The organism is Rhizobium sp. WSM1328 (assembly GCF_057653715.1).
Genome location: NZ_CM172788.1, coordinates 3,585,111 through 3,598,807 on the forward strand (window position 1 = coordinate 3,585,111; position 13,697 = coordinate 3,598,807).

Here is a 13,697-nt window from a genome sequence, read left to right on the forward strand (position 1 = left end):
AAACGCTCACGCGCTTTCCCCGGGGGAGCGCTTATGCGCTCTCCCTAAAGTCGTCGTCGCTGGCGTCTGGACCGCCCATCGACATATCGAGAGCAAAGCCCTTGAGGCGCTGCTGTTGAGCCGAAACCGTCTGGCCGCGGCCTTGGCTGTGAGCCTGCAGGCCGGGCTTGCGGCCAGCGGCCGGGGCCTTGAGCGCCTTGGCCGAAGCCTTTGGCTGCGCTTTGTGGGCGCCGGACCGTCCGTTGCCTGCCGTATCGACCTTGAAGAAGGCGATTGACGTCTGCAGTTCCTCTGCCTGGGAGGCGAGCTCCTCGGAGGTTGCCGACATCTGCTCGGAAGCGCCGGCATTCTGTTGCGTCACCTTGTCGAGCTGCTGGATCGCTTCATTGATCTGCGAGGCGCCGATATCCTGTTCGCGGCAGGCCGCACTGATCTCGGAGACCAGTTCCGCCGTCTTGCGGATATCGGGCACCAGCCGGCCGAGCATATCGCCGGCATCGGCGGCAGCTTTGACCGTGTCGCTCGACATCGAGCTGATTTCGGCAGCCGCCGACTGGCTGCGTTCGGCAAGCTTGCGCACTTCCGAAGCGACCACCGCAAAGCCCTTGCCGTGTTCTCCCGCACGAGCCGCTTCCACGGCAGCGTTGAGAGCCAAGAGATCGGTCTGGCGGGCGATTTCCTGGACGATGCCGATCTTCTGGGCGATCGTGCGCATGGCGTCGACAGCACGCGTCACCGCTTCACCGCTCATCTCCGCGTCCTTGGCGGACTGGCGGGCGATCTTTTCGGTCTGGGCGGCGTTATCGGCGTTCTGCTTGATGTTGGCGGCCATCTGCTCCATCGAGGCGGAAGCCTCTTCGGCCGACGCCGCCTGTTCGGTGGCGCCCTGCGATACCTGTTCCGAACTCGCCGAAAGTTGCTGGCTTCCGGAAGAGACGTTGTCGGCGGCCGACAGTGCGTCGGCAACGACGCCGCGCAGACGTTCGATCATGATATTGACGTTGCCCAGAAGTTCGCCGATTTCGTCATGGCTGGTGATGTCGGCCATCTTGGTCAGATCGCCTTCCGACACTTCGCGCACCACGGTGTTGGCACGGCCGAGGCCCTTGCTGATCGTGCTGGCGATCCAGAAGGCGGTGAGGGCGGCAATCAGCAGGGCGACGGCTGCGACCGCAACCATCATTGTGCGTGTCGTCGTGTACTGCGCTTCGGCGCCGTCGTCGGCAGCCTTCATGCGCTGCTTTTCAAGTGCCAGGATTTCGCTGAGCGTCGCGTCGATATCGTTGGCAGCGGCCCGCGCCGTCGTAACAGAGACGGTATTTGCGCCTTCGGCATTACCGGCCTTCACATAGTCACGGATCTGATCGTCGGCCGCATTGAAGGTCTTGGAAAGTTCGGCGATGCGCGCCCAGCGCGCCTTGCCTTCTTCCGTCGCCAGCGCCAGCACCTGGTTGAAGGCGTCGGTGAACTCCTTGCGGGCCTGATTGCCCTTCGCGACCGCGCCGGCCGTCTCGTCTGCGCTGCGGGCGGTGAGCAGGTTCTTCTGCTGGCGGATGGCCTCGAGCTGGGCAATGTTGATCTGCTGCGCGAGATCGAGGCGGGCTGCCGGGCCGGCAAGAAGCTTATCGATCGTGTCGTTCAGCGATCCAAGGCTGAAGATACCGTAAGCGGCGGTGCCTACGAGCATCAGAATGATGAAGGTGAACGCGGTCACCAGTTTCGTCTTTATTGTCAGTCGCATCGTCCAAACCCCTCGTTGAATTCATCCAGCGTCAATTGACGGCTCCCGCCGCATCGTGCCTCGATGAAAAGATCGCCTGCAGATTGGGGAGAATGATGAATTCTCCGCCCCTCTTCACCAGGCAGTTGATGTAGTCGGCGCGCCAACGCATGCCGATGCTGGGCGGGGCTTCGCTCGCGGACTTTGCAAGTGTCGTCACCTCGTTCACCTTGTCGGTTCTGAGGCCGACGAGCGTCTGCTCGCCCTGTAGGTCGATCTCGATGACGATGAAGCGGCTGTCGATCGTCGCCTCTGCTGCTTCCATCCCGAAGGCGAGACGCAGATCGGCGAGCGGAATGACCTTACCGCGGAAGTTGATGACGCTGGCGACGAAGGGCTGACTGCCCGGCACCGCGGTCTCAGGAAGCAGGTCCAGGATTTCCTGGACGATAACCGCTTCCAGCGCGAAGGTTTCGCCGTTGAGATCGAAGGTCAGGACCTCGACTTCCTCGGCATAGCTCCAGTGCTTGTCGAACCGTTCGGCTGCTGCTGTTGCACTCATCCTGCTACACGCAATTGCGCCTCCTGTTGCTGACCCGCGGCAACCAGGTGCCCAACGTCGAGAATGAGAGCGACGCTGCCGTCGCCGAGAATGGTGGCGCCCGAAAAGGTCGCGACGTTATTGTGCAGTTTCGACATCGACTTGATGACCGTCTGGTGGTCGCCGATGATCTGGTCGACGACGAGGCCGACGCGCTCCGTGCCGGTCGAGATGACGACGACCTTCTGATGCACGTCGGGCTTAGTGCCGGTGCGGAAGAGGTCGCGCAGGCGCAGGAACGGCACCAGGCTGTCGCGCAGCGAGATGAAGCTGCGGCCGCGCGAGCGGAGATCTTCCTCGAGCGACAGTTCGAGGCATTCCTCGACTGCCGAGAGCGGGATGACGTAGCGGCCGGAGCCGACCCGCACCAGCAGGCCGTCGATGATGGCGAGCGTCAGCGGAATGCGCAGCGACACTTCCGAACCTTGTCCCGGCAGGCTGACGATATCGATCGCGCCGCGGAGCGCTTCGACCGTCTTCTTCACCACGTCCATGCCGACCCCGCGGCCGGAGAGATTGGTGATTGCCGCGGCCGTCGAGAAGCCGGGGGCGAAGATTAGTTGCAGCAGCTCGGAGTCGGAAAGCGGCTGACCGGGCTGGATGAGACCGGAGGATTCCGCTTTGGCGCGAACGCGTTCACGATTGATGCCGCGGCCGTCATCCTTGATCGAGATGATCACCTCGCCGCCGGCCTGGCGGGCCGAAAGCGTCACCGTGCCGGCTTCGGTCTTGCCGGAGGCAAGGCGGTCGGCGGGCGTTTCGAGGCCGTGATCGATCGAGTTGCGCACCAGATGCACAAGCGGATCGGCCAGACGCTCGATGACGGTTTTGTCGACTTCGGTGCTCTCGCCCTCCGTCACCAGTTCGATCACCTTGCCGGTTTCGCGGGCGAGATCGTGAATGAGGCGGCGAAAACGGGAGAACAGGGTGGCGACCGGCACCATGCGCAGCACCATCATCGTGTCGCGCAATTCGCCGGAGAGGCGTTCGATTTCTTCCGAGACGGAGCGCAGCGCGATATCGGCGCTGGCACTGGCCAGCTGGCTGAGGCGCGATTGCGCGATGACGAGCTCGCCGACACGGTCCATCAGCTCATCGAGACGTTCGGCCGGAACGCGGACATTCTCGGCCGCCTTCGCCTGGCTGATGGCGGCGGGCGCCTCGCGCTTGGCCGGAACCGCCTCGACAGGACGGAATTCCGGGACGCTGGTCGGCGAAGCCGCCGATACCGCGGCGACAGGGGCAGTTGCGGCCTTTTCCTCAACCGGAGCGGCGGTTGCCGCTGCCGTACCGCCGATCTCCTCGACGCTGAGTTCCATATCATCAAGCACGAAGATGAAGACGTCGTCGATCGCTGAGCGGTCTTGCTCGCTGGTCAGCGTCACGTCCCAGGAAATGTGGAGTTCCGTCGGAGCCAGCGCGTCGAGGGGCGGAATGGCCGAGGAGTTGGCGCGCACGGTGCATTCGCCGAGATCGCGCAGCTCGTCCAGCAGGCCGAGCGGGTTGGTGCCGTTGGCCATCGAATTGGCAGGCAGGCTGAAGCGGATGCGCCAGCTGCTCTTCTTCTTCGCCGGGGTCTCGCGCACGGCCGCGGGTGCGGCAACAGCGGCCGGCACTGCTTCCTTGCCGCCGACGGCAGCTTGCAACTGTGCCAGAAGCTTATGCCCGGTATCGCCGTGATCGGCGTCCGGCTGATCGACCAGGGCTCGCATATGGTCCTGGGCGGCGAGAACGGCGGCGACGAGTTCGCTGGTCGCCGCGACCTCGCCCTTGCGGACGCGATCGAAGGCTGTTTCGCAATGATGGGTGAAGGCGGCGAGCGCCTCGAAACCGAACATCGCACCGGAGCCCTTGAGCGTGTGGAGGCCGCGGAACACGGCATCGACGAGATCCTTGTTGTCGAGCTGGTGGGTCAGGTCGAGAAGACCAGCCTCGATCGCTTCGAGGCATTCGGCAGCTTCCGTGCGGAAGACGGCGACCGGATCGAGCGTACTCATCGTCCGAGAACCTTCTTCACGATCTTCACCAGGCTTTCCGGGTCGAACGGCTTGGTCAACCAGCCCGTCGCGCCGGCGGCCTTGGCGCGCGCCTTGAGATCGGCGTCCGATTCCGTCGTCAGGAAGATGATCGGAACGCCGGCCTGCGCCGGCAGCTTGCGCAGTTCCTCGATCATCGTCAGACCATCCATGACAGGCATGTTGAGATCGGTCACGATCAGATCGAAGCTGCTGCCCTTGGCTGTCGCGAGGCCCTCTGCCCCGTTGACCGCCTCGGTGACGCTATAGCCAGCATTGGTCAGCGTGACCTTGGTGGTCAGACGAATGCTGGCGGAATCGTCGACAGTCAGGATCTTTGCACTCATAACGTCACCTCTTTATGCAACCAGAAATTTGCGTCTTCGTGATCGAAGGATTCGATGAAACCTGCACGCTCAAGTACCTTCAGGACCGAGCCACTGGCCGGCGAAGAAAGCTTGAAGGTCTTTCCCTTGGCCTTTGCTTGGCGGCGCGAGGATTCGATGAGTTGAACAAAACTAAGATCCGCTTCTGCGCCCTCGGGAATGCTGATGATGATTGTATCATTGCTATGAAATTCATCGGTAAACTTGGAATATAGTTCGGACACGTTGCGAATGCTGAGCACGTCCGGCAAATTTATAGATTCGTAATATTGTTTCTGAGTATCCAATGCAGCCTCCTGGGCCAGAAAATACTTGACGACCCTAAAAGGACTCTCACGGCAGCGTTAATGCGGGGTAAACAGCGGTTGTAGGAAACTGCCGTATAGCGCATTCCCAGACTCCCAATTCTCATCCGGGATAAGTTGTATTTTTTTCTCAAAATTTAGAAATAAGTAAAATTAAAACAATAAGTTGAATCATCAATCCGAGCGTTAGGCTTTCCCCGACAGGCCATCAACATCTTTCGTTAATCACAACGCTGGCGAGTCCGGCGCGTTTACCGGACGTTTCCATCCTGCCCGTAAAAATAGAGTTCGAATTGCCTGGATTTTAAGAAAAGGTATAAAAGTGGCACACGCTCTGGTATCGCCGAACGCTGCAGCCTACTCATCAGGACGGGACATAAGCCAGACCCTGGAATCTGCTCGTAGCCAGGTCGAGGAACGTTTCCTCGAAGGCGGCACCGTGCTGCTCTCGGTGATGGATGTGCTCAACCGTCTGTTGAACTCGCTCGAGAGCGTCACCACGACGCTCGACAACAAGGAGGCGAGCGACACCAGCGCCGATCTCCGCGCCACGGTGGAGAGCCTGATGGCGCTGCCCGTCACCGAGGAAAACCGGCAGCAGGCGCTCGTCTCGCTGGCGCATACCGGCAGGGAACTGCGCAAGCACGTCGCCGACATGCAGGAGACGATGCGTTATCTCAGAACCTTCGCGGTGACCGTGAAGATTACCGGTGCCGGCCTTGCCGAATTCGCCGGCTTCGCCCAGGAGATCCTAGAGCGCATCTATTCCGGTACCGATGAGGTCAACCGTTTTGCCACGCATCTCGACAGTCTCGACAAGGAGGTCAAGCTCGCCGCCTCCTTTGGCGCCAGCGTTTCGAAGGGCTATGCCGATACCGTTCCTGCCGTCGCCGGAGCCCTGCGCGATGATGCCGCCAAGATCGCCGGCCATCGCAAGGATCTCGGCGTCATCGCCCGCGAGGTCGGCGCGATTGCCCGCGCCGTCCAGAGCAAGGTCGCCTCGACCCTGTCTGCCCTGCAGATCGGCGATATCACTCGCCAGCGCATCGAGCATGTGCAGGCTACTTTTTCGCTGCTTGAAGATTTCTTTGCCGGTGAGGATGGCGCCAGACTCGACGCCGGCGCGCGCCAGCGCCTCCAGAACGTCATTCACCATCTGACGGCGGCGCAGATGAGCGACATGTGTGCAAATTTCCAGCGGGATTCCGAGAACGTCGTCAAGACGATCGCAAGTTTCGATCACGACATGCGGGAGATTCTCAAGCTGCGCGATCAGATGAGCGGTCAGAGCGGCGAGGCCGGCGGCAACTTCATGCGCGCGCTGGAATCCAGCGTTTCGGCCGCCCATGAAATCGTCAAGCAGGTCGATACGGCAAGCCGCCAGGCCGATCAGGTGAGCCAGTCCACGATCGGCACGGCGGCCAAGCTCTCCGAAGCGATCGGCAACATCCGCGCCGTCAAGACCGACATTCACTATATGGCTTTGAATACCAACCTGCGCTGCAGCCGGCTCGGCGAGGAAGGCAAGTCGATCAACGTCGTCACCGCCGAGCTGCGCATCTTCGCCGGCAAGCTCGACGATTCCGCCGACGCCATCGTCAACGGCCTGCCGGCGCTCGAAGCCGCGGCCGGGCGCGTCGCCCCCGCCACCGATGCCGGAGCCGGAAATCTCGGAGAAAGCCTGACCTCGGCCGTCGGCAACATCCGCTCTGCAGCCAACGTGATGGAAAACGAGTTGAAGGTGCTCGCCGAGAACGGTCGCGAGGTCGCCACCAAGATCAGCCTGCTGATCGGCAAGCTCGATTTCCAGCATAATCTGGGCGAAGTCCTTGCCGGCTGCGCCGATCTGCTCGAAGGCGTCGCCGGCACCGATGTCGCCGATATCTCCGATCTCGCTGAGACGATCGCGCCGCTCGACCGCAAGATCTTCAAGCACTATACGATGGTCCAGGAGCGCAGCATTCATCGCGGCATCATTCCGGCAAGCGAGGACAGCACCTCCGCTCCCGCCGAAAACGTCAAAGCCGAAAACGATGAAGACCTCTTCGCCGACGCGCTTTTCTAAATTAGAATACGGCCGCTATCGCCGTCGGAATTTGTTGGCGGCATCGATCGCCGCCTTTTGCTGATTGTCCTCGATGCCGAGATAGAAATCCTCGAGCGCCGGATCGGCGAGCCCGGCCCGGCGCGACAGCACGTACCACTTCGCCGCCTCGATCGGATTGGGCGCCGTGCCGATCGCGTTGATATAGAGATGGGCGAGCTTGTTCTGCGCGGCGACATTGCCGCCATTGGCGGCAAGTTTCAGCCATTCGAAGCCCTTGACGTAATCCTTCGGCCCGCCGACGCCGTTGACGAGCCAGATGCCGAGATCGAGCTGGGCCGTGTCGAAACCGGCGCGCGCCGCGCGCGCCATCCACTCGCGGGCGAGCTTCGTCTTTTCTTCCGGCAGGTCCTTCAGCGTCGCATAGATCTGCGCCACGGCATATTGCGAATCGGCAATGCCCTGCTCGGCCGATTTCTCGTAGAACGGCAGCGCGAGCTTCAGTCCCTTCTCGCCGGGATTGTCGGCGATGAGAAGCTGCGCCCAGTTGAATTCCGCCGAAGGATTGCCGGCCTCGGCCGCCTTGTGCATGTAGTCGTCGGCCTTGACCTTGTCACGCGGCACGCCCTCGCCTTCCATCAGGATCAGTGCATATTTGAACATCGCCGCCCCGTCGCCGCCTTCGGCCGCCTTGCCGTACCAGAAGGCGGCGTTCTTGACGTCCTTCTTGACGCCGAGGCCCTGCGAGAGGATTTCGCCGATCAGCGTCTGCGCCGCCGGATCGCCGAGCTGGGCGCGCGGCAGCGCCTTGTCCATCGCCGTCAGGTAATAACCGCGCTGGAAGGCGCCATAGGCCTCGTCGATCGGCCCCTTGTAATCCTTCTCCGGCGGCAGATCCGGCAGGTTCGCGCCCATGCGGTCGAATACGCCGACACCATCGGAGGGTTGCACACCCGGCCTGGAAGGCCGGTCGGTGCGGAAGGTCGTAGCCGGCCCCGTGCCCGGCTGGCTGATGACGCTGTCCGGCGCCTGCGCCAAGGCAACATTCGGCCCGGCCGCAACGAGGGCGGCCATGCTGGCAAGGATATATTTCAAAAGGCGGGCGGGCGGGATCGGCATGAGCGCGATTTCAATCCTCAAACCGTGGCGCTTTTTCGTCAAGCAACGCATTGATTTCGGCAACGACAGACGGCGCCCGGGCAGGCTCGGCGAAGACCGCCAGCCGCAGCGCCACAAACTCCGCTCCGGTTTCGGCGACGGCGAGCGCCGAGGCCGGATCGGTGCCGCCCATGACGATGCAGGGAATCTCGATCATCGAGGCCCACCATTCGCCGAGCGCAAGGTTCTTCGGATGCGCCTCCGGCTTGATATCGCCGTCGAGCTTGCCGAAGAAGATATAGTCCGGCCTGACTTCGCCGATCTCCAGCGCATGGTGCCGGTCGGCCGCGTTGCCGCCGCCGACGATCAGCTTCGGCGCATGTTTGTCGATCGCTTCCGAAAGCGCCTCTGCATTGCTGGAAAGGTGCAGGCCATCGGCCTTTGCCCGGCCTGCGACACGGCTGTCGCCTGATATCAGCGCGGCTGCTCCAGCATCCTGGATCAATGGCACCAGCTTTTCCGCATGTTTCTGGAAGGTGCCGTCGTCGAGCCCGTATTGCGGCACGATCACCGAGGCGACATCGCCGCCCTTCAGCGCGTCGGCGACGATCTTTGCCTGTTCATCTGCATCGGCGATATCGGGCACGATGAGCACAAGGCGGCAGCGGTTTTCCGGTTCGGTCATGGGGTCTTTCCGTTTCCTGCGAATTCCCCTTCGAAATGAGGGATCCGCACTCGTTTTGTGTGAGTAGTTCCGTTAGACGAGGCTGGCAAGAGGAGGACGTCGAAAGCATGCCGCAGGATCTGTCATTCTACTACGCCGCCGTGCCCGCCGTTCTGCTGGTGGGCCTCGCAAAGGGCGGCATGGGCGACGCTTTGTCGCTGATCGGCCTGCCCTTTCTCGCCCTCGTCGTCTCGCCCGTCGAGGCAGCGGCCATCCTGCTGCCGATCCTGGTCTTCATGGACATGATCTCGCTCGTCATCTGGCGCAAACATGGCGACTGGGCGACGCTGAAAATCATGCTGCCGGGCGCGATCTTCGGTATCGCGCTGGGCTGGGCGACCTCGGCGCTGGTTCCGGGCAACATGCTGCGCATCGTCATCGGCGCGGTGACCATCCTCTTCTGCCTGCGCTATTTCTGGAACAGTTTCGGCCCGGGCGCCGGCAAGGTGATCCCGCCGCGCGGCCAGCGGCCGGTGGCCGCCGGCCTCTGGGGGACATTTTCCGGTTACGGCAGCTTCGTCGCTCATGCCGGCGGTGCGCCCTTCCAGATCTATGCCCTGCCGCTCAAATTGCAGCCGCGCGAATATACCGGCACCAGCGTGCGCTTCTTCGCAATCCTCAACGCCATCAAGCTGATCCCCTATTTCGCGCTCGGCCAGCTCGACACCCAGAACCTTGCGACCTCCGCGACGCTTCTGCCCTTCGCCCCGCTCGCCACCATCGCCGGCGCCTGGTGCGTGCGCCGGATGAGGCCACAGATCTTCTATCCCTTCATGTATGCGATGGCGCTGATCGCCGCCTTCCTGATCGTAGGCGAGGGCCTTGGCTGGTAGAAGCCATACAGCGCCGCACATCTTTCGAGAGGCGCAAAGGACGCTGTGGCACTTTGAACGGCTGCATAATTCCTGAAATCGACTCCGATTTTAGGAATTATGCAGTGACACGCTGCAATGCACAATTTCCTTGCTGGCGCGGCCGGTTTGACGTAGCGTTCCCGCCATGTCGAACACGGACCCCTTCTCTGCGATTGCCGATCCGAACCGGCGGTTTCTGCTGGAGGAATTGCGTCGCGCGCCCCGGACCGTCAATGAGCTCGCCGAAGGCCTGCCGATCAGCCGTCCTGCTGTTTCGCAGCACCTGAAGGCGCTTCTCGACAGCAATCTCGTCTCCGTGACCTCGGAAGGCACCAAACGTATCTACGCGGTCAACAACCGCGGCTTCGACAAGCTCAATTTGTGGCTGGATCAGTTCTGGGCCTGATGCATGTTCCCATGCGATCTGGGAATACGATGTGAATCATAAGAACGCGATGTGAGACGTGGCGGACCCAAAAGCGCCAGCCACGATGCCGGATGCATCGGGCTGGCGCAAATCTGGTGTCAAATCACCGGTTCTTGCTGATTTTTGGTGGAATGGATGGATTTACCTTGTTGCGCAAGATGATCGTCCGGCGATCCTTGGGAAGATTAGTGGACGGATGACTTAAGACGCTGAATCTCGTCCTTGATGCGCAACTTGCGACGCTTGCAATCGGCAAGTGCCGTATCGGAAATAGAGGGAGATGTTCTGAGCGCGTGCAACTCCTCCTCGAGAGCGACATGCTTTTTCTGGAGTGACTCAAGATGAGCTTGAACAGTCATATGACCCTTCCTTCCTCTTACCCTCCCCGGCCAACATCGTCGGGGATCAAGGTGTCAACGGGCGGGACTGTGACACATTTTTGAAGGCTTGTCGAAGGCCAAAAGATGAAGACTGGATGGCAATTTCATGATCAAGACTAACTAGCCGTTACCTGTATTTGATGATAGGAGCTTGCGGAAATCATCGGCAGATCGGACAAGGTCCAGGGACGATAACGGGGAATGTATATGGCCGATCAGGAACAGGCGGAAATCAGGCTCATAGTGGCGCGCTTGCGCCAGGAGCACGAGGATTTCGACGCCGCGATCAACGCCATGATCCAGACCGGATGCGACGCTCTGCGGATCCAGCGCATGAAAAAGAAGAAGCTCGTCATCAAGGACAGGCTCTCCAGGCTGGAAGATCAGATCATCCCTGACATCATCGCCTGAGAGGGAATAGCAGCAACGATGACAGACAGACCACCCGTCGCCATCATCATGGGCAGCCAGTCCGACTGGGAGACCATGAAAAACGCCGCCGACACGCTGGAGGCGCTGGAAATTCCCTATGACGCGCGCATCATTTCGGCGCACCGTACAGTCGACCGGCTGGTCAATTTCGCCAAGGGCGCACGCGCGGAGGGCTTCAAGGTCATCATCGCCGGCGCCGGCGGCGCTGCCCATCTGCCGGGCATGACCGCCTCGCTGACACCGCTGCCAGTTTTCGGCGTGCCGGTCCAGTCGAAAGCCCTGTCCGGCCAGGACAGCCTCCTTTCCATCGTACAGATGCCGGCCGGTATTCCGGTCGGCACGCTCGCCATCGGCAAGGCTGGTGCGGTCAACGCCGCCCTTCTCGCTGCCGCCGTACTTGCCCTTTCCGACGAAGAAATTGCCGACCGGCTCGACGAATGGCGCGAGCGCCAGAGTGCTGCCGTCGCCGAATACCCGATGGACGACCTATGACGGCAACAACGATCGGCATTATCGGCGGCGGCCAGCTCGGCCGCATGCTGGCGATTGCCGCCGCCAGGTTGAATTTTCGCACGGTCATCCTCGAGCCGCAGGCGGACTGCCCGGCCGCCCAGCTCGCCAACCGGCAGATTACCGCTGCCTATGACGATCCGGCGGCACTCGCCGAACTCGCCGATATCTGCGATGTCGTCACCTACGAATTCGAAAACGTGCCTGTCGCAGCCGCCGAAAAGCTCTCGGCGAGCGTGTCGGTCTATCCGCCGCCGAAGGCGCTGGAAGCCGCCCAGGACCGTCTCGTCGAAAAACGCTTTCTCAACGGCTGCGGCATAACCACTGCACGCTTCCATGCGATCCACAGCCAGGCCGATCTCGAAACGGCGCTGAAGGATTTCGGCGGCCAGGGCGTGCTGAAGACCCGCCGTCTCGGTTATGACGGCAAGGGCCAGAAGGTTTTCCGCTCGGCGGCCGACAGCCCGGATGGCACCTATGCAGCACTTGGCGGCGTGCCGCTCATTCTCGAAAGCTTCGTCGCCTTCGAGCGTGAAGTCTCGATCATCGCCGCCCGCGCCACCGACGGTACGGTCGTCTGCTTCGATCCCGCCGAGAATGTCCACCGCAACGGCATCCTCCACACCTCGACGGTTCCCGCCGCGATCTCGGCGCCGACGGCGGACGCCGCGCGGAAATCGGCCGAGAAAATCCTTGCCGCATTGAACTATGTCGGCGTCATCGGCATCGAATTCTTTGTGCTTGCCGATGGCGGTCTGATCGCCAACGAGATGGCGCCGCGCGTCCACAACTCCGGTCACTGGACGGAAGCCGCCTGCGTCGTCAGCCAGTTCGAGCAGCATATCCGCGCCGTCACCGGCCTGCCGCTTGGCAATGCCGAGCGACATTCCGACTGCGTCATGCAGAACCTGATCGGCGACGATATCCTTGCCGTTCCCGACTGGCTGCGGCGCCCCGACACGCTGGTTCATCTCTACGGCAAGACCGAGTGGCGCCCCGGCCGCAAGATGGGTCATGTCACCACCGTGACGCCGAAATCGCCGGTTTGGACCTGAGAAAACACCTCTGCGCCTTGGGAAAAACACCTTCATGTGGTTGACACGGAAAAGGTGACGGGGTATCTGCTCCCCCACCTAAACAGCGCGCCCGATGGCGCGCTTTTGATTGTTAAAGATACGGGCGAATGTGAATTCCCCATAGAGATCGCGGATCAAAAAAATGAAGATTAAGAATTCGCTCAAGTCGCTCAAGGCTCGTCACCGTGACAACCGTCTGGTTCGCCGCAAGGGCCGCATGTACATCATCAACAAGCTGAACCCGCGCTTCAAGGCTCGTCAGGGCTGATTTCGCGCGTCCGGATCGCCCTGCCGCGTGCGCTTGCGCCGGCAGATATATCCGGTGGGTCGCTGCGGTGATCACGTCAAATTTGTTTGATCTTCGGCGCTGGCGGGCTAATATGTCCGCCATGCGCTTTTTTGCTTTGACATCAGCGGCGCTGCCGCTCGCCCTCATTCTCCTTACCCCCTCCTTTCCGGCCGCCGCCGCGGAAAAGTCGGCTGCCGTCGCGAAAAAGGACGTCATCGTCGAGCAGGCGGATGCCAACAATTCGCCGAAGCAGCACCTCGACCAGCTCTTCAGCCAGCTGAAGCGTGAACGCGATCCCGAAAAAGCCAGTGGCATCGCCAATGAAATCCGCATGGAATGGAACGATTCGGGCAGTGCCACCGTCAATCTGCTGATGCAGTGGGCCGACAAGGCGATCGAGGAAAAGCGCAACCCCGCCGCCCTCGATTTCCTCGACGAGGCGATCGCGCTGAAGCCCGATTATGCCGAAAGCTGGAACCGCCGCGCCACGCTGAATTTCGTCATGGGAAATTATCGCAAGTCGATGTCCGACATCGAACGTGTACTCGATCTCGAGCCGCGTCATTTCGGCGCGCTCTCCGGCATGGCGGCGATCCTCAGCAATTCCGGTAACGATCAGCTGACCTTGAAGGCGTGGGAGCGTTTTCTCGATATCTATCCCGCCGAACGCACCGCGCAAGAACAGGCCAACACACTTGCGGAAAAACTCGCCGGCAACCGCACCTGATTCCGGACGGCGGCCTTGACGTCGGATCGTGCCGCGCAATTTTAGAATAGAGCGGGAACGATGCGGTGCCCGCTCGCAGGTCATCCCGCAATTACCGCTTGTTGAGATC

Annotated in this window: 16 protein-coding genes; 8 read left to right on the plus strand and 8 right to left on the minus strand. The window is 61.5% G+C overall.

What is annotated here, in order from left to right; translation table 11 throughout:
* Positions 1 to 31 precede the first annotated feature (31 nt).
* Genes AC2444_RS17995 through AC2444_RS18015 form a run of 5 tightly spaced genes read right to left on the minus strand, consistent with a single transcriptional unit; the run spans position 32 to position 5,009 of the window.
* Positions 32 to 1,741, minus strand: a complete 1,710-nt coding sequence (locus tag AC2444_RS17995; protein WP_012758904.1) for a methyl-accepting chemotaxis protein — start codon at positions 1,739 to 1,741, stop codon at positions 32 to 34.
* A 31-nt stretch (positions 1,742 to 1,772) separates the two neighbouring features.
* Positions 1,773 to 2,282, minus strand: a complete 510-nt coding sequence (locus AC2444_RS18000; protein ID WP_012758905.1) for a chemotaxis protein CheW — start codon at positions 2,280 to 2,282, stop codon at positions 1,773 to 1,775.
* Positions 2,279 to 4,318 carry a chemotaxis protein CheA gene (locus AC2444_RS18005; RefSeq protein WP_012758906.1) on the minus strand — a complete coding sequence of 680 codons (2,040 nt, stop codon included), beginning with the start codon at positions 4,316 to 4,318 and terminating at the stop codon, positions 2,279 to 2,281. Before AC2444_RS18005 ends, AC2444_RS18000 begins: the two co-directional genes overlap by 4 nt.
* Complete coding sequence (locus AC2444_RS18010; RefSeq protein ID WP_012758907.1) at positions 4,315 to 4,683, minus strand: response regulator; 369 nt, start codon at positions 4,681 to 4,683, stop codon at positions 4,315 to 4,317. The genes AC2444_RS18005 and AC2444_RS18010 overlap by 4 nt, the downstream gene beginning before the upstream one ends.
* Positions 4,680 to 5,009: an STAS domain-containing protein gene (locus AC2444_RS18015; protein WP_012758908.1), complete on the minus strand. Its 330-nt coding sequence runs from the start codon at positions 5,007 to 5,009 to the stop codon at positions 4,680 to 4,682. The genes AC2444_RS18010 and AC2444_RS18015 overlap by 4 nt, the downstream gene beginning before the upstream one ends.
* Before the next feature lie 340 nt (positions 5,010 to 5,349).
* Between AC2444_RS18015 and AC2444_RS18020 the strand changes: the two genes are divergently transcribed.
* Complete coding sequence (locus AC2444_RS18020) at positions 5,350 to 7,092, plus strand: hypothetical protein (protein WP_012758909.1); 1,743 nt, start codon at positions 5,350 to 5,352, stop codon at positions 7,090 to 7,092.
* Positions 7,093 to 7,107: 15 nt separating this feature from the next.
* Here the strand turns inward: AC2444_RS18020 and AC2444_RS18025 are convergent, their stop codons facing one another.
* A complete protein-coding gene (locus tag AC2444_RS18025) occupies positions 7,108 to 8,190 on the minus strand; it encodes a tetratricopeptide repeat protein (protein WP_012758910.1) in 1,083 nt (360 codons plus the stop codon).
* Between the two features lie 10 nt (positions 8,191 to 8,200).
* Positions 8,201 to 8,854: a thiamine phosphate synthase gene (locus AC2444_RS18030; protein WP_012758911.1), complete on the minus strand. Its 654-nt coding sequence runs from the start codon at positions 8,852 to 8,854 to the stop codon at positions 8,201 to 8,203.
* A 107-nt stretch (positions 8,855 to 8,961) separates the two neighbouring features.
* Between AC2444_RS18030 and AC2444_RS18035 the strand changes: the two genes are divergently transcribed.
* Entirely contained in the window at positions 8,962 to 9,726 is a 765-nt protein-coding gene (locus AC2444_RS18035; protein WP_012758912.1) for a sulfite exporter TauE/SafE family protein, read from the plus strand.
* Between the two features lie 166 nt (positions 9,727 to 9,892).
* A complete protein-coding gene (locus tag AC2444_RS18040; protein ID WP_003552646.1) occupies positions 9,893 to 10,153 on the plus strand; it encodes an ArsR/SmtB family transcription factor in 261 nt (86 codons plus the stop codon).
* A gap of 206 nt (positions 10,154 to 10,359) precedes the next feature.
* On the opposite strand, the gene AC2444_RS18045 is transcribed toward AC2444_RS18040, so the two are convergent.
* Positions 10,360 to 10,533: a YdcH family protein gene (locus AC2444_RS18045; RefSeq protein WP_003552648.1), complete on the minus strand. Its 174-nt coding sequence runs from the start codon at positions 10,531 to 10,533 to the stop codon at positions 10,360 to 10,362.
* A 228-nt stretch (positions 10,534 to 10,761) separates the two neighbouring features.
* Here AC2444_RS18045 and AC2444_RS18050 point away from each other — a divergent pair, with 228 nt between their 5' ends.
* From AC2444_RS18050 to AC2444_RS18070, 5 genes are all read left to right on the plus strand, one after another.
* Positions 10,762 to 10,965, plus strand: coding sequence for a YdcH family protein (locus tag AC2444_RS18050; protein WP_003552650.1), 204 nt, complete (start codon positions 10,762 to 10,764; stop codon positions 10,963 to 10,965).
* A gap of 18 nt (positions 10,966 to 10,983) precedes the next feature.
* A complete protein-coding gene (purE, locus tag AC2444_RS18055) occupies positions 10,984 to 11,478 on the plus strand; it encodes a 5-(carboxyamino)imidazole ribonucleotide mutase (RefSeq protein WP_003552651.1) in 495 nt (164 codons plus the stop codon).
* A complete protein-coding gene (locus AC2444_RS18060) occupies positions 11,475 to 12,551 on the plus strand; it encodes a 5-(carboxyamino)imidazole ribonucleotide synthase (protein WP_012758913.1) in 1,077 nt (358 codons plus the stop codon). The genes purE and AC2444_RS18060 overlap by 4 nt, the downstream gene beginning before the upstream one ends.
* A gap of 163 nt (positions 12,552 to 12,714) precedes the next feature.
* Positions 12,715 to 12,840 carry a type B 50S ribosomal protein L36 gene (ykgO, locus tag AC2444_RS18065; RefSeq protein ID WP_003542835.1) on the plus strand — a complete coding sequence of 42 codons (126 nt, stop codon included), beginning with the start codon at positions 12,715 to 12,717 and terminating at the stop codon, positions 12,838 to 12,840.
* Positions 12,841 to 12,952: 112 nt separating this feature from the next.
* The gene (locus AC2444_RS18070; protein WP_012758914.1) at positions 12,953 to 13,588 is read left to right on the plus strand and encodes a tetratricopeptide repeat protein; all 636 of its coding nucleotides are present in this window, start codon (positions 12,953 to 12,955) and stop codon (positions 13,586 to 13,588) included.
* Positions 13,589 to 13,697 lie beyond the last annotated feature (109 nt).